Raw genomic sequence first — 19,674 nt, 5'->3', positions numbered from 1 at the left:
GTCATACGCCCCGCCTCGACAGCACTACGGCTCCACAATGTGGGCTGATGAGCTCGTCGGCGACCCACCGTGCCACGCCCGTGGGGTAGGGGGCCGGTAGTCCTAGTACGACGTGGCCGACGCCGGCGTCTATCGCCTCGCCGATCGCGTCCCGGGTGACACCGGGCTGGGCGTAGGAGACGGGCAGGTGGATCGAACGGAGAATTGAGGCGGGGTCGCGACCGATCTCGTCGCAATTGCGGTCCAGCAGTGCGCTGCGGCTGACGACGTCGTCGATGTCGCCGCCCGGGATGTTCCACACGTCGGCGTGCTCGGCGACCACGCGCAGCGTCGCGGACGAGCGTCCGCCGATGAGGATCGGCGGGTTGGGGCGCTGCACGGGTTTGGGATTGCAGAACGCCCCGGTGACCTGAATGTAGGCGCCGTGGAAATCGAACGGCTTGTCCTCGGTCCACAGCCGCCGGATCACCGTGCAGGCTTCGGCGAGGCTGCCCACGGCATGCGTTGCGTCGTGGAACGGCAGGCCGTGGGCGTCGTACTCGCGCCGAGCCAGCGGGTGGCTGGGCCGCGAGCCTGCGCCGATGCCGAAGTCGAGCCGTCCACCGGAGACGATGTCGACGGTCGCGGCGATCTTGGCCAGCATTGTCGGCGGTCGGAAGCGGTTGCTGGTGACGAGCAGGCCGAGGCGTAGTCGTTCGGTCTGCGCGGCGAGCGCAGAGAGAAGCGTCCAGCCTTCGTGGATCGGCCCGTCCGGGTCGCCGCCGATCGGCATGAGGTGATCGAACAGCCACGCGTGCTCGATCTCCGGAATCGCGTCCGCCTCGCGCCAAACCCGTAGGACGTCGTGGTAGTCGACCTGCATGGGCGCGGTCATGATCCCGAAACTCGGCCGGGGTGTGTACGTCATCGAGCCTGTGGTCCTTTCGATCGCGAGAACCGGAACATGATTCCGAAAGAATGCGGAACGCGAGTCGCTCACGAGCGGTGCATGCCCGCGTTCCTCGATCGCGGGTGAAGCGTGACGACGATGCGCGGCTCCGCTCTCCGCTCTCCGCTCTGACATCATGAGCAAACGGAACCTTGTTCCACTAACGATACGGAACATCGTTCCGCTTGGCAAGCTCGATAGCGGAGGGAGCGACGTGGTGAACGACAGCGACGAGGGCACCGGACACGCAGCCCGGTCCAAGCGGGCGGACGCCCGGCGGAACGAGCAGACCCTGCTCGACGCGGCCGCCGCGGTCTTCGTCACATCAGGCGTGGAAGCGCCGGTACGCGACATCGCGGCCAGGGCCGGCGTCGGGACGGGCACGATCTACCGTCACTTCCCGACCCGGGCGGACCTCATCATCGCCGTCTACCGGCACCAGGTCGAGGCGTGCGCCGAGGCAGGCCCGGCCCTGCTGGCGAGCAGCGCCAGTCCTCACGCCGCACTACGGCGTTGGATCAACCTCTTCGTTGATTTTCTCGTCACCAAGCACGGACTGGCTGCCGTTCTGCAGTCCGACGACGCCGGCTTCGACACGCTGCACGCCTACTTCCTCGACCGCCTCGTGCCCGTGTGCGCCCAACTGCTCGACGCTGCGGCCGGTTCCGGCGAGATTCGATCCGACCTGGAGGCCTACGAGCTCATGCGCGGCGTCGGGAACCTCTGCATAGGCGCCGACAGCGATCCGAGCTACGACGCACGCCGCATGGTCGAGCTCCTCGTCGCAGGGCTAGGAGCCCGCGTTTCGGAGCCGTAGCGCTGTCATACGCCCCGCCCCGACAGCCCTACAGCTCCACAACGCGTTACGTCCCGTTGCGGTATGCGGTCGGGCTGCAGCCGTGGACCGTGCGGAACTGGCGCGAGAAGTAGAACGCGTCGGTGTAGCCGACGGCCGTCGCGATGTCGGCGATGTCCCGCGACGAGGTGATGAGTAGTTCGCGCGCCCGCGCCATCCGCAGGCGCTTGGTGTACTCGACGACGCCACCGCCGGTCGCGGCGCGGAAGAGCGCCGAGAAGTGCGAGGGCGACAGCCCGGCCGTGCGGGCGAGCTCCGGCACGCTCACCGGCTTCGCGAAATTGCGTCGCAGGTGCTCCTGGGCTTGGCGGATCGGCTCGGTGCGCTGGTACCCGCCGCCCACGGCATCGGCTGCCAGCTGCGCCAGCAGCCCCCACCCCGCGCCCGAGGCGGAGATGAGGCTGGGGAAGGTCTCGTCCCGCTCCAGGAACCCGATCGCATCGTCGATGGCGGACACTGCGCGGTAGGTGTCGTGCAGTTCGACGAGACGCTCGCGCCCTTCCTCGGTGACCACCGAGAGCAGCTCCGGCACCTGTGAGCCGGCGGCGTGCAACCACCAGATCGTCCATGGGTTGCGAGGATCAGCCCAGTAGGTGTGGGCCAGCCGCGGGGGCAGGACGAGGGCGTAGCCCGGCGCGACGACGGTGGTCCGCTCCCCCACCTGGCAGCGCCCGATCCCGTCGGTGCAGACGATGACGACAGCCTCGCCGGCGCCTTGCGGGCGGCGTCGGCCGTGGTTCGCTGCGCGCGGGAAGTATCCGGCGTCGGTGACGAGGAAGCTCGCCGTCGGCGGCTGGCGCAATGCGGACGAAACGAGCGGGCGTGGGAGCACGCGCAGCCGTTGGCCGGGGAAGCCATCGGGCAGCAGCACGTCGGCACCGTACTCCCGGCCATCGGATCGTCCAGGTAACTCGGTCGATTCGCCTATGCAGGCGCGGCGCGTCCGCTCGTAGCGTCTCCGCATGCTCGACGGCGAGTCACGACTGCAGCTCCCATCCCGCCCTGCCGAACAGGCGGACGCCGGGGTGGCGGTCTGGCGGGACCTGCTGACGATCGACAGCTACCTCCCTGAGCCACCCGACCGCTACCCGGCCTACCTCGATCGCCGCGTCTACCAGGGCTCTTCCGGCCGCGTCTACCCGTTGCCGTTCCACGACCGGATCAGTCCTGTGAAGGCGCCCGCCGAGTGGGCGGCGGTGCACCTGGAGAACAGGTGGTTGCGGGTGCTCGTGCTGCCGGAGCTCGGCGGCCGGATCCACGTGGGCCACGACCTCAGCTCGGGCTACGACTTCTTCTACCGCAACCCGGTGATCAAGCCGGCGCTCGTGGGGCTCGCGGGCCCGTGGATCGCGGGCGGCGTGGAGTTCAACTGGCCGCAGCACCACCGCCCGGCGACGTTCCTGCCCACCGACGTCGAGGTCGAGCACGAGCCCGACGGCGCGGTCACCGTGTGGTGCTCCGACCACGACCCGTTCACGCGGATGAAGGGCATGCACGGCATCCGGCTGCGGCCCGATCGCGCGACGCTCGAATTGCGGGTGCGGCTCTACAACCGCAGCGAGCAGACCCAGACATTCCTGTGGTGGGCCAACGTCGCCGCCCGTGTCGGGCCGCACTATCAGTCGTTCTTCCCGCGCGACGTCCGCGTGGTCGCCGACCACGCGCGGCGCGCCGTCACCGCGTTCCCGGCGGCCGACCGGCCCTACTACGGCGTCGACTACCCGGGCCGCCACGACCAGGTGGCCGTTGCCGCGGACGACGTCGAGGTCCGCGGCGATCGTCTGGACTGGTACCGCAACATCCCCGTGCCCACCTCCTACATGTGTGTCGGCAGCCGGGAGGGCTTCTTCGGCGGGTACGACCACACGGCCCGGGCGGGCTTCGTGCACGTCGCAGACCGCTTTCTCTCCGTGGGCAAGAAGCAGTGGACCTGGGGCGACGCCGGGTTCGGCCACGCGTGGGATCGCAACCTGAGCGACGACGGGGGCGCCTACGTCGAGCTGATGGCGGGTGTCTTCACCGACAACCAACCCGACTTCGCATTCATCGCACCCGGCGAGACGAAGGTGTTCTCGCAGGTCTGGTACCCGATCCAGGAGATCGGGCCGGTACATGCCGCCACCGTCGACGCCGCCGTGCGCGTCGATGTCGGGCAGGAGGGCGCGCATATCGGCCTCGCGACCACGGCCGAGCGCGACGGCTGCGTCCTGCGGTTCGAGGACGGCGACGGCCGGGTCGTCGCCGAGGAGATCGCCGACGTCGCGCCGGGCCGGCCGTGGCTGCGCCGGGTCACGCTCTCGCCCGCGCACGCGGCGGGTCGGCTGCGGCTGCGTGTGCTGCACGAAGGCGCCGAGCTCGTGACCTGGGAATCCCTCGTCCCGGACCCGGACGGTGACGTCGTGCCCGCGCGCGAACCCGCGGCGCCTGCCGACGTCGCGACCGTCGAGGAACTCGCGGTGATCGGCGCACATCTCGAGCAGTACCGGCACGCGACCCGCTCACCGGAGGCGTACTGGCGCGAGGCGTTGCACCGCGATCCCGGCCACGTCGCAAGCAGCGTCGGACTCGCCGCCAGGGCGTACCGGCGTGGCGACCTCGCCGAGGCGGAGTCCCTGTTGCGGGCCGCGGTCGCACGGTTGACCAGGCACAACGCGAACCCGCAGGACACCACCGCGCACTACGCGCTCGGCCTCGTGCTGGAGCGGCAAGGCCGGCCGGACGAGGCGTACGCGGCGTTCGCCACCAGCTCCTGGACCCGTCCGTGGCGGGCCGCCGCCGGCTACCGGATGGCGCGCCTCGACGCCGCCGCCGGGCGTGACGAGGCGGCGTTCTCCCGGCTGGAGGACGTGCTGCGCGTCGAGCCCGAGCACCTGCAGGCCCGCGCGCTGAGCGTGATCGTGCTGCGCCGGACCGGCCGCCACGAGCAGGCCGACCAGATCGCCCGCGCCACGCTCGCCATCGACCCGCTCGACTGGTGGACCCGCGACGTGCTCGGGCTCCCGGTCACCGCTGACGCCCAGACCTGCCTGGACGTCGCGATCGAGCACGCGGGTGTCGGAGAGCTCGACGCGGCTCTGCGGATGCTCGACCTCGCGGTCGAGCGCGAGGTCGACCGCGCGACAGGGCAGACAGCCGCAGGGCCGATGCTGGACTATCACCGCTCCGCCGTGCTCGAGCGGCTCGGACGGGCCGACGACGCGCGGCAGGCCCGTGAGCGGGCGCAGAAGGCCGACGCCACCTGGTGCTTCCCCGCCCGGCTCGACGACGCGCTCGTACTGGAGCGCGCCGTGGCCGTCGACCCGGAGGACGCCAGGTCGCGGGCTCTGCTCGGGCACTGGCTCTACGCGCACGACCGCCCGGCCGACGCGATCGCGGCGTGGCGCGCGGGCAGCGAGCTCGACCCGACCGACCCCGTCGTCTGGCGCAACCTCGGGCTCGCCGCCCACAACCACCTCGGAGACGCCGAGCTCGCGCGCGAGGCCTACGACCGCGCCCTCGCCGTCGCGGGCGCCGACGCGCGGCTGCTGTTCGAGAGCGACCAACTCGACGCGCGCCGCGGCGTTGCCCCGGAGCAGCGGCTGGCGCGGCTGCTCGACGCGCGCGAGCTCGTCGAGTCCCGTGACGACGCGACCGTCGCGCTGGCCCACCTGCTGCTCACCGCGGGACGCCCGGACGAGACCCGGTCGCTGCTGCTCGCCCGCACCTTCCAGCCGTGGGAGGGCGGCGAGGGCGAGGTGCTGCGGGTGTGGGACCGGCTCGCCCGGTTGCAGGCGCAGCGCGAGCTCGCCGCCGGCGGCGTCGATGCCGGGCGGGCGGCCGTTGCGCTGCTCGACGCGGCGCTCGACCCGCCGCTCTCACTCGGCGAGGCCCGCCACCCGCTCGCGAGCACGGCCGAGCTTCAGCTGCTGCGCGGGGACGCCCTGTCGGCCGCGGGTGACCGCGCGGCCGCCGCGGCGGCGTGGGAGCTGGCGGCCGCCCAGCAGGGCGACTTCCTGGTGATGAGCACCCAGCCCTACTCCGAGGCGACCGCGGCGTCCGTGCTCGCGCTGCGCAGGCTCGGGAGGGAGAACGAGGCCAGGGATCTCGCCGACGCGCTGCGCGAGTTCTGCGCAACGCTCGCCGCGACTCCCGCCACCGTCGACTACTTCGCCACCTCGCTGCCGTCGATGCTGCTCTTCACCGAGGACGCCGACGTCGTGCAGCGACGGCGCGTCGCGTTCCTGCGCGCCCAGCTCGCCGTCCTCGACGGCGACGAGGACGGCGCCCGGGAATGGCTCGGTGAGCTGCTGACCGATGATCCGCACCATGTCGATGCGCTCGAACTGCTGGCCTCGATCACCGCTCCCAGCCCGTCGACCGTCCTGGAGGCCTGAGATGCACCCGCTCCCCGACCGCCTGACCATCACGCTGTGGGACTTCTCCTGGTACGTGCGGACCGGAGAAGGGGAGCCGTTCGCCGATCTCGACGCCGCCTTCGCGCAGGCCGTCGAGCGGGGCTACAACACGGTGCGGATCTGCGCGATGCCGTTCCTGCTGTTCGGCTCCGGGCTCGACACGTCGGCGCTGACGCTCGGGCCACTCGGTGGCGACTTCGCCCAGCGGATGCGCTGGTACGACGTGAAGGCGCCCACGACGATCGACGCCCGCGAGCATCTGCTCGCCCTGTTCCGTGCGGCCCGTCGGCACGACTGCTTCGTGATCGTCTCGTCATGGGAGTACCAGCAGAGCTCTGCGTTCGCGGCCGATCCGGCCTGGTGGGATGCCCTGCGCGCGGTGCCGCCCGCTGAGCGTCCGCGCCGGCTCGCGGCCGCGCACGCCGACCTTCTCGACCTGCTCGCCGCCGAGGGCCTCGACGACCGCGTGGCGTTCACCGAGATCCACAACGAGGTGCAGGTCGGGCACCTCACCGAGGGCCTTCCCGCCGACGCCGACGCCGTGGTGGCGCTGCGGCCGCTGCTCGAGGAGGCGATCGACGAGTTCCACCGCCGCCACCCCGGCCGCCGCTGCACCGTCAACTACGCGCGCGTGCCGCACGACAGCATGCGCGGCGTCCCGGAGAACGTCGACGTACTCGCGGTCCACCCCTACATCTACGGGGTGCTCGGCGCGCTGATCGACGAGTTCGGCCTGCGCAGGCCCGTCGCGGAGTTCCGGCAGGAGGCGGTCGCGGCCCTCCAGCTACGGCCCGGGGCGCCGCCCGCCGCCGAGTGGACGGTGCCCGCTCCGCACCGCTGGCGCCTCGAAGCCACGATCGTCTCGGCCGTGGAGGCGTACGTCCACGACTGGGCCGACCCGGTGGCCTTCGACCGCTGGCTCTACGACCACTACGGCGAGCACCGCATCGCCATGGCCGAGAAGCTGGCGTTCTGGTTCGACGTGGCCGCCGACTGGGCGGCCGCCCACGACGTCCCGGTCGTCCTCGGCGAGGGCTGGGTCGGCTACACCCCGCTGCACGGGACGTTCGAGGAGGGCCCGGTCGGAGCGGAGATCTGCCGCCAGGCCGTGGCGCACGCCCGCCGCATCGGCGCCTGGGGCACGGTCGTGTGCTCCAACGCCGCGCCTCAGCACCCGATGTGGTCCGACGTCGCGCTCCAGCAGGAGTGCAACGCCCTGTTCGCCGCGGCGCCCGCGCCGCGATCCGCCTGATCCCCGACCCGCGCCAACGACGGCGCGCTGGAGGTTGCACATGACCACGCCACCGTTCTCCCGTCGCTCGTTCCTGCTCGGCGCCGCGAGCCTGACCACCGTGCCGCTGCTCGCAAGCTGTGTCGGCTCCGGAGCCGGCGGCGCGACCGGCAGCGGGGGCGCGGCGACGACGCTGACCCTTCAGTCGTGGATCCAGGACGCCGGGCCGAAGGCGGCGCTGGAGAGCGTGGTCGCCGGCTTCAACGGGCAGCCGGTCACGTTGAACTCGGTGGCCACCGAGCAGTTCCGGGCCCAGCTCTCGACCTACCTGTCCAGCGCCACGCCCCCCGACGTGCTCGGCTGGTACGCGGGGTCGGTCGCGAACTCCTATGCGCAGGAGGGGCTGCTGCTCGACGTGTCGGATCTGTGGGCCCCCGGCGGCGCGTGCGCCAACTTCTCCGACGCGCTGCGGACCCTGTCGACGGGGTCGGACGGCAAGGCGATCTTCGTGCCGACGAACTACTACTGGTGGTCGATCTTCTACAAGAAGTCGGCGTTCGCGCAGTGGGGCGTGCAGCCGCCGACGACGTGGGACGAGTTCATCGCGTTGTGCGACGGGCTCAAGGCCCGCGGCATCCACCCGCTCACCAACGGCATCGGGTCGACCGCCTGGATGTCGGCGGGCTGGTTCGACTACCTCAACCTGCGGATCAACGGCGCCACCTATCACCGTGAGCTGCTCGCGGGGAAGCACTCGTTCGAGGACTCGCAGGTCACCGCCGTGCTGGAGCAGTACGCCCGGCTCGTCCCCTACTTCCACCCCAACCAGACCTCGTGGGACGCGCAGCAGGCCGTCACGCCCATGGTCAACAACGAGGCCGCGATGTACCTGGTCGGGGCGTTCTGCACGGAGTACTTCCCCGAGGACCAGCGCGACGATCTCGACTTCTTCTCGGTGCCGACGATCGACCCGTCCGTCCCCAGCGCCGAGGAGGCCCCCACCGACGGCTTCTTCGCCGCTGCCAACAGCCAGAACCCCGAGGGCGCCAAGGCGCTGCTGTCCTACCTCGCGTCGGCGCCCGCGCAGCAGTCCTACATCGAGAAGTCGGGGTCGTCGAACCTGCCCACCTCGCCGGACGTGGACACGGCGCAGTTCAGTCCGCTGGTGAAGAAGGGCATCCAGCTGCTCAACGAGACCGACGAGATCACGCAGTTCTTCAACCGCGACTCCAGCGACGCCCTGCAGACCACCGCGGATGCCGCGCTGACTCAGTTCATCGCGAACCCCTCCGACATCCGTGGCATCCAACGCCAATGGCAGCAGGCCGCCCAGCAGGTCTTCACGTCATGACCCCCGTCCAGGCGACCCCGGTGAAGCAGGCTCCGGCGCGCACCGCGTCCAGGACGCGGAGCACCGCCGGGAGGGACCGCCGCGGCGGCGGGCCGTTGCGGCGGGTTCCGCTGCTCGTCTGGGTGTTCCTGCTGGTGCCGCTGGCCGTCGAGCTGTTCTGGGTGTTCTGGCCCGCGATGAACAGCTTCTCGCTGTCCTTCACGAACTGGAAGGGCGTCGGCGCGGCGCGGCCGGTCGGCCTCGAGAACTACCAGCGGCTCGTCTCCGACCCGATCTTTCTCACCGCGCTGCGCAACAACGTGATCTGGGTGATCGGGTTCGGCGGTCTGTCCGTCGTGGGCGGGCTGGCGCTCGCGGTAGCTCTCAACCGGCCGGGGCGCGGGGTGGGGTTCTACCGCAGCGCGATCTACCTGCCGATGGTCATCTCGCTGGCGGTGACGGGCCTGTTCTGGCGCGTGATGTACCAGCCGGACGGGCCGATCGACGCCGGCCTCGGCGCGCTCGGTCTCGACTGGCTGCAGCGACAGTGGCTCGCCGACCCCGACACCGCGCTCTACGCGGTGCTGATCGCGGCCGTCTGGCGGCAGGTCGGCTACATCATGGTGCTGTACCTGGCCGGGCTGAAGGGCACGGACCCGACGCTCGAGGAGGCCGCGGCCGTCGACGGTGCGAACGCCTGGCAGCGGTTCTGGCGGATCGTGATGCCGCAGCTGAGGGGCGTCAACACGGTGGTCTTCGCGGTGACGGTGATCGACTCGCTGCGCACCTTCGACATCGTGTGGGCGATGACGCGCGGTGGCCCCTACAACACCACCCAGCTGCTGTCGACGTACATGTTCCAGCAGGGATTCACGCTGGTGAACCTCGGCTACGGGTCGGCGATCGCCGTGGTGATCTTCCTTCTCGCGATCGCGTTCATCATCACCTACCTCGCCCGCCAGGCACGTGCGGAGGAGAACTGAGATGGCCGTCGTGACCTCCACACAGGCACCACGCCCGGCCCGCAGGACGCCCGACTCGCGGTCGCCGTGGTTCCACGTCGTCATGATCCCGTTCACGATCCTGTGGCTCGCACCGATCATCTTCGTGCTCCTCATCGCGCTGCGGAACTTCGACGACATCGCCGCCCGCGGGCTCGGTGCGCTGCCGGGAAGCCTGTCCCTCGACGGCTTCGCCGGCGCCCTTGCGGACGGCCGGGTGGCCCGCGCGCTCGCCAACAGCGCGATCGTCACCGTGTTCGCCGTTGCGGCGTCGCTGGCGCTCGCGTCCGCCGCGGCCTACGCGCTCAGCCGGTTCCGCATCCCGTTGCGGCGCACGCTCCTGCTGATCATGTTGGCGGGGAACCTGCTCCCACCGCAGATCCTGCTCATCCCGGTCTCGCGCATCGCGCAGGACCTGGGCATCTACGACACGCTGTTCGCGCTGGTGATCGTGCAGGTCGGCTTCGGTCTGGGCTTCTACACGTTCGTCCTGCACGGATTCATGCGGGCACTGCCGACCGAGGTCTTCGAGGCCGCGCTCCTCGACGGGGCGGGGTCGGGCCGCACGTTCTGGAGCATCGTGCTGCCGTTGTGCCGTCCGGCGCTCGCCGCGCTCGCGGCGCTCGCCACCACCTGGATCTTCAACGATCTGATCTGGGCGATGACCGTGCTGCGGACCGAGGCGCAGTTCCCCATCACCGCGGCCCTGCTCAACCTGCAGGGCGGCTTCTCCAACTCGTGGAACGTCGTCGCGGCGGGCTCGCTCGTCGCCGCCGTACCCACGGCGATCGTGTTCTTCGTCTTCCAGAAGCAGTTCGTCTCGGGTCTCCTGGTGGGGTCGAACAAGTGACGGAGTGGGAACTCCCGACGGCCCGGTCCGTGTACGTCGTGGCCGAGACCGACGCGGGTCTCGTCCTGCGGCACTGGGGCGATCCGGGGCGGCGCGAGTTCGCTCCCCCGGCCCGCACCCCGTTCGAGGCGCCCGCCGACAAGGTCCCGCTGGAGTTCGCCGCGGCGGGCACCCGGCACGCCCAGTTCGCCGAACTGCTCGTGCAGGGACCCGACGGCGTGGACGGCGCGCTGCTGCGGCTGGTTCCCGGTTCGGTGGCCGTGATCGACGACGGGCGAGACGCCGCGCTGACGGCGCTGCTGCGCGACACGGACGCGGGCGTCGAAGTGACGCTGCACCTGAGCACGTCGCGGGCACACGACGTCGTCGAGCGGTGGGCGCGGGTGCGCTCCCTCCGCACGGCCGGGGACCTCCACCTGACCAGGGCGTTCGGCGCCGCCTGGAACGTGCCCGTCGGACCGGGTGCGCGGGTGGCGCAGCTGGTCGGCACGTGGTCGCGGGAGTTCACCCCGGCGGAGGTGGACCTGCCCGCGGGCCGGCTGAGCCTAGGAAGCAGGCAGGGCATCACCTCGCACCTGTACTCCCCCGTCGTCGCGCTGCGCGCCCGCGACTGTGACGACGGCTGCGAGGCGTACGGGGTCGCGCTGGCGTGGAGCGGGTCGTGGAGCATGGTCGTCGACGCCGTCCCGTTCCGCGACGTCGTCCGGGTCAGCGGCGGCGCCGACGACGAAACCGCCGTGATCACGCTCGCGCCCGGCGAGGAGTTCGAGACGCCACACCTGCTCGGAGCGTGGAGCCCGGGCGGCCTGGACGGGCTCGCCGATTCATGGCACGAGTACCAGCGCGGCCGGCTCGCCCGCAGCACCGGGCCGGAGCACCGGCCAATCGTCTACAACTCCTGGTACGCCACCGGTTTCGACGTCCGCGTCGAGCATCAGCTGGCACTGGCCGACGTGGCCGCGGACGTCGGAGTCGAGGTGTTCGTCGTCGACGACGGGTGGTTCACCGGCCGCACCAGCGATCGCGCAGGACTCGGCGACTGGTACGCCGACCCGGCGAAGTTCCCCGACGGGCTCGGGCCGCTGGTGAAGGGTGTGCTCGACCGCGGGATGCGGTTCGGGCTCTGGGTCGAGCCGGAGGCCGTGAACCCCGACAGCGACCTGTTCCGCGCCCACCCCGACTGGGTCTACCGCGCGGGCGACCGGCCGCTCACGACCATGCGCAACCAGTACGTGCTCGACCTGGGCAGGCCCGAGGTCGAGGAGTGGGCCGCGGCGATGCTGCGCCGGGTACTCACCGAGCACCCCGTCAGCTACCTCAAGTGGGACATGAACCGCGCGGTGAGCGACGGCGGCAGGCCCGGCGACCCGCGGGGGCGCGAGTGGTCGCTGCAGCACGCCCGCGCCTACCACCGGCTGATGGCGCTGCTGCGCGAGGAGTTCCCGCACGTCGCGGTGGAGGCCTGCGCGGGAGGCGGCGGGAGGGTCGACAACGCGGTGCTCGCTCTGTCCGATGTGGTCTGGCCCAGCGACGAGACCGGTCCGCGGGACCGCCTCGCCGTCCAGCACGGGTTCCTGTCGGCGTACCCGCCCCACGTGATGAGCTCGTGGGTCACCGACGAGCCCGACCGCCTCGACACGGCGCCCGCGAGCCTCGAGTTCCGGTTCGTCGTCGCGATGGCCGGCGTGCTGGGCATCGGCGCCGACCTGCTGGCCTGGGACGAGCCGATGCGGGCCAGGGCTCGTGAGCTGGTGGCCCGCTACCGCGACATCCGCGAGGTCGTGCACACCGGTGCGGTTCGCCGCCACGGCAGTCCGTCCGGCCCCGTGTACGCCGTGCAGTACACCGCGGCGGGGGCGTCGCGTGTCGTCGTGCTCGTCAATGCCCGGCCGGGTGTGGGCCGCGACGTGCCCGTCCGGTTGCCGCTCGCCGGGCTTCGCGACGAGGCCCGCTATCGCGTGCACGCAGGCGGAGGCACGGTCGCGTCCGGGGTGCTGACCGGCCACGAGCTCACCGGCGCCGGGGTGCCCGTGCCGTTCGCGCTGGCCCCGGACTGCGACGTCGTCGTCCTGGACCGGCTGCCGTGACGGGGGCCGATGTCTGGCCCCCGGACGATCCGGCGTGGCAGCCCCGGCCGCTCACGGTTCGGACCGACCTCGGCCGGGGCGGGCGGTGGACCGCCCTGCGCTCCCCAGCAAGCGGCGGGGTTCCCGAGCGGGAATGGCTGTGGCGCAACCCCGACCCGGAGGTGGCCGCGGCGAGGGGCACGGTCTCGGCGGGCACGGCGTTCGTCGACGCGGGCGGGGTCGAGGAGTGCTTCCCCACCGTGCGCGGCGAACCCGACCACGGTGGCGCCTGGTCGCAACCGTGGACGGCGGACGAGGGCAGGCACGAGGTCCGAGCCGGTGATCTGTGGCTTGCCCGGCGGATGCGCGCCGACGGGTCGCTCACCGTCGCCTACACCGTGACGGGGCCGCCCGGCTCCCCGTTCGTTCACGCGGTGCACGCCCTGCTCGACCTCTCACCCGCGGCGCGCCTGCACGTTCCCGAGGCCCGCACCACGCACGTGCTCGACCACCCCGTCGACGGGGCCGTGGCCGTTCTGCCCTGGCCGGCCGGGACGGGCGCGGATCCCCTGGACCGGCTCGGTCCCGACGACGGCACGGCCACCGCGGCGGTACTGCCCGGGTGCAGCACAGCCGCGGTCGTCGACGGTCCGGACGCTCTGGTCCTGCGCTGGCGCGTCACGGCAGGCGACCCGGCCACCACGTGTTCGCTGCTGCTGTGGCGCAACCTCGGCGGATGGCCCGCAGCACGGCCCTACCGGTCGATCGGCATCGAGCCGATGGTCGGTACCACCGCCACCCTCCACGGCTCCGGCCCCGGACGGCCCGCGTCCACCGGCGTGGACGGGCGGTTGTGCTGGGAGCTCACGATCACCGCGTGGCGGCAGGAGGTCACGCCCCGCCGGACGCCCGCTGACCAGGTCCGACGTCAAGTTGGCGAAGGCTCAGTGCTAGCAGTCCCTCCGTAGGCGATCGGCAGAACCACCCAGCCCTGCGGGATGCTCTGATTCACGCCGGGTGAGCACCACAGGGTCGTCCTCGGTGATGGCCACCGTGTGCTCAGAATGGGCCGTACGCGAGCCGTCAGCCGACCGGATCGTCCAGCCGTCGGCGTCGTAAACGATCCGGTCGGTAGTACGGGCGAACCAGGGTTCAAGCGCGAGGGTCAGGCCCGGCCGGAGCGTGAGCCCGCGCCCTGCCCGGCCCTTGTTCGAAACATGGGGGTCCTCGTGCATGGTGCGACCGAGACCATGACCACCGAACTCGGTGTTGACCGGATAGCCATAGTCGCGGGCCACCGCCCAGATCGCCGCCGAGATATCACCCAGGCGGTTGCCCGGACGCGCCACCTCGATCGCCGCCTCCAACGCTTCCTCGGTGGCGCGGATGATCCGCAGGTCCTCCTCGGCGGCCGTCCCGACGACGACCGTGCGCGCCGAGTCGGTCACCCAGCCGTCGACGCTGACCGCAAGGTCCGCGCTGAGCACGTCTCCGTCGCGCAGCGTGTAGTCGTGGGGTAGGCCGTGCAGGACCGCGTCGTTCACCGACAGGCAGAGGACGTTGCGGAACGGGCCCTTGCCGAAGGAGGGCGCATAGTCCCAGTAGCACGACTCAGCCCCGCGTCGTTTGATCATGCCGCGCGCGTGATGCTCCAGGTCCAGAAGATTGACTCCCACGTCGGCGAGCCGGCCGACCTCGGAGAGCACCTCGGCGACGAAACACCCGGCCGCGTGCATGCGTTCGATCTCCGCAGGCGTCTTCAGTTCGATCACGAACACCTCACGTCACCAGTACCGGTATAGTTATACCGCAACCTAGCATGTGTCGGTATAGAAATACCAGCCTGGTCACGCCGGCCGTGCGTCGCCAGGCGGCGTGCTCCCCATGGCGCCGCCAGCACGGTGGATCTCCCCGCAGTCGATGCCAAGCGGCGCTGCGGGCACGACCACCCTGCAGAGCGTCACGGTGGTCTCCGGTTGAGTGCGGCGTCCCCATCACCGTGCCCGACCGTTCCTGGCCGACGGACTATGCGGTCCGTACGAAGCCTGCGTATCCGGCGTCGACCTGCTCGGTGCATCGTCGGATGTACTGGTCGAAGCCACCGACGTACATCATGAACACCCGCGGCTTCCCGGGGATGTTGGCGCCCATGTACCACGAGTCGGCCCGCTTGAAGAGCGTCATATCGGCCGCCTTCTCCATCTCCACGGCCCAGCGGTCCTCCCAGTCGGGGGTGGTGTCCACGCGCGTCCGGCCGTCCTTCTCCATGTTCTCGATGAACCGCACGACCCAGTCGACCTGCCACTCGCCACCGGTGATCATCTGCGCCAGCACCGACGGGCTGCCCGGACCGTGGATCATGAACAGGTTCGGGAACCCCGCAACGAGAAACCCCAGATAGTTCGTCGGCCCGTCTTGCCACTTGTCGCGAAGATCCCTGCCGCCGACACCGGTCACGTTCATGCGGGTCAACGAGCCCGTCATGGCGTCGAAGCCGGTGGCGTAGATCAGGACGTCGAGCTCGTACGACGCCGCCGTGGTCACCACGCCGCCGGGGGTGACGGCCGTGATCGGGTTCGTCCGGACGTCGACGAGGGTGACGTTGTCGCGGTTGAACGCCTCGAAGTACCCCGAGTCGATGCAGATTCGCTTCGTCCCGATCGGGTGCGTGTCCGGGCACAGCAGTTCGGCGACCTCAGGGTCGTGCACCGTCTGCCGGATCTTGTTACGGACGAACTCGGCAAGGATGTCGTTGGCCGCGATGTCGCGAGCGGTGTCGGTGAAGCAGCGCATGAGCCTGAACCCGCTGCGCGAGTTCCAGGCCTCCTCCATGATCCGCTCCCGCTCCTCGGGGGTGAAGTCGAAGACCGACCGCTGCGGCATGTCGAACAGCCCCGCCGAGACACTGTTGAGCATCTTCGCGCGCCGCTCGGGATAGTTGGCCTTCCACTCCCGCTCGTAGTCCGGGTCGAGCGGACGGTTGCGCGAGGGCATGCTGAAATTCGCCGTGCGCTGGAAGACATAGAGGTGCTCCGCGGTCTCCGCGACCACCGGGGTGACCTGGATCCCCGTCGACCCGGTCCCGATCAGCCCCACCCGCTTCCCGTGGAAGTCCACGCCCTCCTTCGGCCAGTTCGACGTGTGATGGGACTGCCCACCGAACGACTCCACACCCGGCCACCGCGGAATGTTCGTCGCGTCCAGACTGCCCGTCGCCGCCACCACGTACCGGCACGCGACGTGATCGCCCCGATCGGTGTGCACGTGCCAGCAGTTCGCGTCCTCGTCGTAACGCAACCGGTTCACCACCGAGGAGAACCGGATCTGCTCACGAAGACCGAACCGATCCACGACGTGATTGGCGTAGGCCTCGAGATCCTCCTGCGGCGAGAAGTACTCCGGCCACCGCCACTCCTGCTGCAGATCCTCGTCGAACGAATAGGAGTACTGCATGCTCTCGATGTCCACCCGAGCACCGGGATAGCGGTTCCAATACCACGTCCCACCCACACCGTCACCGGCCTCGAAACACACCACCCTCGCCTCTAGACCGCGCAGGCGATGCAACGCATAAATCCCACTGAAACCCGCACCGATCACCACGACGTCGGCCGTTTCAGCCGAGGCTTCTGCTGCCGTCGACATGAGTACCTCCACAACGTTGCTCGTCGGAAGACGTGGAGCGTTCGCGCCCGCACGGGCCACGGCCGCCGGTGTCGCAGCGGAGGGCGACACCGGCGAATCCGCGAACGTCAGATCGAGGCGGCGGCGCCGTAGACGATCGGCTCCTCGAGCGGGACGGCCTGGACGGCGGGCAGGACCTCACGGGCGAACAGATCCGTGCTCGTGGCAGCGACGTCGCGCGGCATGTCCCCGTAGCGCATCACGAGCATGAACTCCTCCGGGTGGAAGGCCGCCGCGATGCCGCGCATCTTCTCGATGCACTGGTCGGGGGTTCCCCAGACGTGGTTGGCCAGGTACGCGTCGCCCATGGCCTTGGCCGCGTCGCCGGTGCCCCTCAGGTTCGTGGACTGGGCTGCGTAGTGCTCGTAGCCCTTGGTCGACCTGAAGTGATCGCTGTCGAGCTCGTAGTTGCGCCGGGCACTGTCCGCGTATTGCGGGATGTACCGGCGAGCCCCCTCTTCGGCCTCCTGCTCGGTCTGCCCGCAGAAGACGTTCATGTGGATGCGTGGACGCGCAGGTGCGTGCCCCGCCTCGGCGCGAGCTCGGGCGAACTCTTCGAGGTCGGCGTGGTACTCGGCCCAGGCCCGCTGCGGAATGATCAGGGGCTTGAGGCCGTACCGGGCACCCACGGGTGCCGAGGACGGGCTGCCCCACGAGAAGTGGAAGTTGTCGATCAGGGCCTGGGGGTCCTTCGGCCGCGGGCGCATGGTGACGTTCTCGAAGTCGTAGTGCTTCCCGTGGAAGCTGAACGACTCCTGGGCCAGCGCCAGCTGCACCACCTGGATCGCCTCGTCGAACCGCTCACGGGACTCCCCCATCTCGAATCCGAGCTGGCGGAACTCGCGGCGGGCGGCGCCGCGCCCGAAGCCGATGTACGGCGTGCGGCCCCGCAGTTGGTACTGCAGGGTGGTGATGTCCTCGGCCACCCGCAGCGGGTGGTGCCATGGCAGGACGACGACCATCGTCCCGACGTCGATGCGTGAGGTCGCCCCGGCGATGAACGACAGGAGCTGCACGGGGTTCGGGATCATCGTGTACGGGCTGATGTGGTGCTCCACCGTCCAGAGCGAGTCCCAGCCCTGGTCCTCCGCGGCAAGCGCCGTGTCGAGCTCCTCCTCGTAGCGTGTGACGTCGCTCTGCGGGTCGATATCCGGGGCGTTCGCGCCTCGCTCCTTGGCCTCGTAGCGATCCCAGTCCGCGTAGTTCTGGAAGAACATCGTCATGCCGACACGCACGGATCTACCTCCTGTTGGTGGTGAGCGACCTCAGGCCAGTGCTCGGTGCAGGGCGTCGATCACCGCTGCCGTCCGGGGCTCTCCGGTCAGCGACGCGCCCAGCTGGTTCTGCACGTAGCCGAACCCGACCTCGGAGCTGACGTCGCCGAAGCCCAGCGCGCCGCCCGCTCCGGCGTGCCCGAACGATCCCTCGCCCAGCAGGGGTGCGGTCTGCGTGCTGAGTTGGAAGCCGATCCCGAACCGGCTCTCCCCGACGATCACCCCGTCGGGGCCGTGCACCTGCTCCACGCATGCCCGGTCGAGCGCGGCTTCGGACAGCACGCGCCGTCCGTCCACCTCCCCGACGCAGGCGGCGTACAGACGCGCGAGGGATCGGGCGTTGGTGATCCCGTTGGCGGCCGGCAGTTCGGCGGCGTACACCGACGGCGCGTTCCACGTCGCCGCGTGCGGTGTCGGAAGCGCGCCGTTCGTCGAGAGGGCGCGGGAGAACATGCTCGACGGGTCGTTCATCGCCGCGACGACCTTCAGCACGCGCTCCTTCACCTCCGGGTCGGTGATGGCGTCCAGGGCGTTCGGGTCGGGGACGCCGTCGATCAGCGGCGCGACGGAGCCCACGCGATCCGCGGGCAGCCCGATCCAGAAGTCCAGGCCGAGAGGCCGGGCGACCTCGTCGGCGAACACCGTGCCCAGCGAACGACCGGTCGCCCTGATGACCAGCTCCCCGACGAGCCACCCGAAGGTCAGAGCGTGGTAGCCGTGCGCCGTGCCCGGCTCCCACATCGGCTTCTGCCGTGCCAGCGCATGCACGACGGGCGTGCCGGCGAGGAGTTCATCGCGGGTCAACGGCTCGGACGGCACGGGGAGCCCGGCCTGGTGGCTGAGCAGCTGCGCCACGGTGATCCGGTCCTTGCCCTCCGCCGCGAACTCCGGCCAGTAACGGCTCACCGGCGCGCCCAGATCGAGAACGCCCTGCTCCGCGAGGCGGTTGACCAGAACGGCGGTGGCGCCCTTCGTCGCCGAGTAGACGATGCCGACGGTGCCGCGCTCCCACGGGCGTCCCGTTGCGGGGTCGGCGATTCCACCCCAGAGGTCGACGACGAGCTCGCCCCGAACGTAGACGGCGAGCGACGCTCCCACGTCACCGCGTTCCCGGAAGTTCGTTGCGAACTCCTCGCGGACCTCCTCGAAACCAGGCCGGACGGTCCCGTTGATCTGTGGATCCTCGATCACGCTCGCCCTTTCCCCAACACTTTCGACGACGGAATCGCGCCATTCCGCGTAATGCAGAACACGGGTTGTCACCCACGTCGATCAAGACTAGAAAAATCCGATCGGGGCTGGGTACCCCCGAAAGTGACGAAGGTGGGCGACGGCACACCGTCCGTAGACTCACCGCATGCACCCCGACGGCCCAGAGGAGACCGAGCCGCGCACGTCGATGCGGGTCAAGCAGAAGGCGATGACCCGCAGACTGCTGCGTGACGCCGCGGTCGAGCTCTTCGCGTCCAAGGGCTACGGACCCACCACGATCGACGACATCACCTCGGCCGTCGGAGTCAGCCGGGCCACCTTCTACCTGCATTTCGAGGGCAAGGCCCGCATCGTCGTGGAGGTGTACGAGCAGGTCGTGATGGCGGAGACGCTGGAGTTCTACCGCCGGCTCGACGCCCTGAAGGGGGCAGGCGGCGAACCTCTGCGGCAGTGGCTCGACACGGCCATCGGTTTCTTCGAGCGGCACCGCGACGTGCTGCGGTTCGCCGCTGAAGCCATCTCGATCGACCCGGGCCTGGAGGACCTCTCGGCCTCGAAGATCCTCGATCGCTGCGCCGAGGCGATGCCCCACTATCTCGGCCGGTGGACGGGCACCGACCGCGAGCAGGCGCAGCTCCGCCTGGAGCTGCTGATCCTCCAGCTGAGCACCTTCTGCCGGCTCTGGGTCGACGGCCACTGGCCCGTCAAGCGGGACGCGATGCTCGATGTGCTGCTCGATCTCTGGACGCACGGGCTCCGTGCGGACGGCGCGGGCCGAGACTCACTGGTCGCACCGTCACTCAGTTGACGCTCTGTCAGTGAGTTCATACTGTGCAGCTACGAGCACG

General features: G+C 70.4%; 15 protein-coding genes. 9 read left to right on the top strand and 6 right to left on the bottom strand.

The window, feature by feature from the left end:
- Nucleotide 1 precedes the first annotated feature (1 nt).
- On the bottom strand, nucleotides 2-907 hold the full coding sequence (locus MMF94_RS31920) for an LLM class flavin-dependent oxidoreductase (protein WP_241041137.1): 906 nt from the start codon (nucleotides 905-907) through the stop codon (nucleotides 2-4).
- 238 nt (nucleotides 908-1,145) lie between these two features.
- Between MMF94_RS31920 and MMF94_RS31915 the strand changes: the two genes are divergently transcribed.
- A complete protein-coding gene (locus tag MMF94_RS31915) occupies nucleotides 1,146-1,745 on the top strand; it encodes a TetR/AcrR family transcriptional regulator (protein WP_241041136.1) in 600 nt (199 codons plus the stop codon).
- A gap of 46 nt (nucleotides 1,746-1,791) precedes the next feature.
- Here the strand turns inward: MMF94_RS31915 and MMF94_RS31910 are convergent, their stop codons facing one another.
- Nucleotides 1,792-2,655, bottom strand: a complete 864-nt coding sequence (locus tag MMF94_RS31910) for an AraC family transcriptional regulator (protein ID WP_241041135.1) — start codon at nucleotides 2,653-2,655, stop codon at nucleotides 1,792-1,794.
- A 91-nt stretch (nucleotides 2,656-2,746) separates the two neighbouring features.
- Here MMF94_RS31910 and MMF94_RS31905 point away from each other — a divergent pair, with 91 nt between their 5' ends.
- From MMF94_RS31905 to MMF94_RS31875, 7 genes are read left to right on the top strand one after another with little or no spacing between them, the layout of a single operon-like run.
- Nucleotides 2,747-6,157 (top strand): tetratricopeptide repeat protein, encoded by a 3,411-nt coding sequence (locus tag MMF94_RS31905; RefSeq protein ID WP_241041134.1) that lies wholly within the window; start codon nucleotides 2,747-2,749, stop codon nucleotides 6,155-6,157.
- Nucleotide 6,158: 1 nt separating this feature from the next.
- Complete coding sequence (locus MMF94_RS31900; protein ID WP_241041133.1) at nucleotides 6,159-7,430, top strand: cellulase-like family protein; 1,272 nt, start codon at nucleotides 6,159-6,161, stop codon at nucleotides 7,428-7,430.
- Between the two features lie 40 nt (nucleotides 7,431-7,470).
- Nucleotides 7,471-8,760, top strand: coding sequence for an ABC transporter substrate-binding protein (locus tag MMF94_RS31895; protein WP_241041132.1), 1,290 nt, complete (start codon nucleotides 7,471-7,473; stop codon nucleotides 8,758-8,760).
- A complete protein-coding gene (locus MMF94_RS31890; protein ID WP_241041131.1) occupies nucleotides 8,757-9,722 on the top strand; it encodes a carbohydrate ABC transporter permease in 966 nt (321 codons plus the stop codon). The genes MMF94_RS31895 and MMF94_RS31890 overlap by 4 nt, the downstream gene beginning before the upstream one ends.
- Nucleotide 9,723: 1 nt before the next feature.
- The gene (locus tag MMF94_RS31885; RefSeq protein ID WP_241041130.1) at nucleotides 9,724-10,590 is read left to right on the top strand and encodes a carbohydrate ABC transporter permease; all 867 of its coding nucleotides are present in this window, start codon (nucleotides 9,724-9,726) and stop codon (nucleotides 10,588-10,590) included.
- Nucleotides 10,587-12,677 (top strand): alpha-galactosidase, encoded by a 2,091-nt coding sequence (locus MMF94_RS31880; RefSeq protein ID WP_241041129.1) that lies wholly within the window; start codon nucleotides 10,587-10,589, stop codon nucleotides 12,675-12,677. Before MMF94_RS31885 ends, MMF94_RS31880 begins: the two co-directional genes overlap by 4 nt.
- A complete protein-coding gene (locus MMF94_RS31875; RefSeq protein ID WP_241041128.1) occupies nucleotides 12,674-13,624 on the top strand; it encodes a hypothetical protein in 951 nt (316 codons plus the stop codon). Before MMF94_RS31880 ends, MMF94_RS31875 begins: the two co-directional genes overlap by 4 nt.
- Here the strand turns inward: MMF94_RS31875 and map are convergent.
- From map to MMF94_RS31855, 4 genes are all read right to left on the bottom strand, one after another.
- The gene (gene map / locus MMF94_RS31870; protein ID WP_241041156.1) at nucleotides 13,607-14,428 is read right to left on the bottom strand and encodes a type I methionyl aminopeptidase; all 822 of its coding nucleotides are present in this window, start codon (nucleotides 14,426-14,428) and stop codon (nucleotides 13,607-13,609) included. The two genes, MMF94_RS31875 and map, sit on opposite strands and share 18 nt — an antisense overlap.
- Before the next feature lie 253 nt (nucleotides 14,429-14,681).
- Entirely contained in the window at nucleotides 14,682-16,301 is a 1,620-nt protein-coding gene (locus MMF94_RS31865; protein ID WP_241041127.1) for a flavin-containing monooxygenase, read from the bottom strand.
- Between the two features lie 107 nt (nucleotides 16,302-16,408).
- Entirely contained in the window at nucleotides 16,409-17,575 is a 1,167-nt protein-coding gene (locus tag MMF94_RS31860) for an LLM class flavin-dependent oxidoreductase (protein WP_241041126.1), read from the bottom strand.
- A gap of 30 nt (nucleotides 17,576-17,605) precedes the next feature.
- On the bottom strand, nucleotides 17,606-18,805 hold the full coding sequence (locus MMF94_RS31855) for a serine hydrolase domain-containing protein (protein ID WP_241041125.1): 1,200 nt from the start codon (nucleotides 18,803-18,805) through the stop codon (nucleotides 17,606-17,608).
- Between the two features lie 166 nt (nucleotides 18,806-18,971).
- On the opposite strand from MMF94_RS31855, the gene MMF94_RS31850 reads away from it, so the two are divergent.
- Entirely contained in the window at nucleotides 18,972-19,634 is a 663-nt protein-coding gene (locus MMF94_RS31850) for a TetR/AcrR family transcriptional regulator (protein ID WP_241041124.1), read from the top strand.
- The last annotated feature ends 40 nt before the right edge of the window (nucleotides 19,635-19,674 follow it).

The sequence above is a fragment of the Pseudonocardia alaniniphila genome (genome assembly GCF_022524485.1).
Taxonomy (GTDB): Bacteria; Actinomycetota; Actinomycetes; order Mycobacteriales; family Pseudonocardiaceae; genus Pseudonocardia; species Pseudonocardia alaniniphila.
Note: the sequence above shows the minus strand (reverse complement) of the source record. Positions and strands in the feature narration are given on the sequence as shown.

What these genes read in the sequence shown, in the direction of transcription:
- MMF94_RS31920 (WP_241041137.1), bottom strand. Translation starts at nt 907, where the DNA reads ATGACGTACACACCCCGGCCGAGTTTCGGGATCATGACCGCGCCCATG.
- MMF94_RS31905 (WP_241041134.1), top strand. Translation starts at nt 2,747, where the DNA reads ATGCTCGACGGCGAGTCACGACTGCAGCTCCCATCCCGCCCTGCCGAA.
- MMF94_RS31900 (WP_241041133.1), top strand. Translation starts at nt 6,159, where the DNA reads ATGCACCCGCTCCCCGACCGCCTGACCATCACGCTGTGGGACTTCTCC.
- MMF94_RS31895 (WP_241041132.1), top strand. Translation starts at nt 7,471, where the DNA reads ATGACCACGCCACCGTTCTCCCGTCGCTCGTTCCTGCTCGGCGCCGCG.
- MMF94_RS31890 (WP_241041131.1), top strand. Translation starts at nt 8,757, where the DNA reads ATGACCCCCGTCCAGGCGACCCCGGTGAAGCAGGCTCCGGCGCGCACC.
- MMF94_RS31885 (WP_241041130.1), top strand. Translation starts at nt 9,724, where the DNA reads ATGGCCGTCGTGACCTCCACACAGGCACCACGCCCGGCCCGCAGGACG.
- MMF94_RS31865 (WP_241041127.1), bottom strand. Translation starts at nt 16,301, where the DNA reads ATGTCGACGGCAGCAGAAGCCTCGGCTGAAACGGCCGACGTCGTGGTG.
- MMF94_RS31850 (WP_241041124.1), top strand. Translation starts at nt 18,972, where the DNA reads ATGCACCCCGACGGCCCAGAGGAGACCGAGCCGCGCACGTCGATGCGG.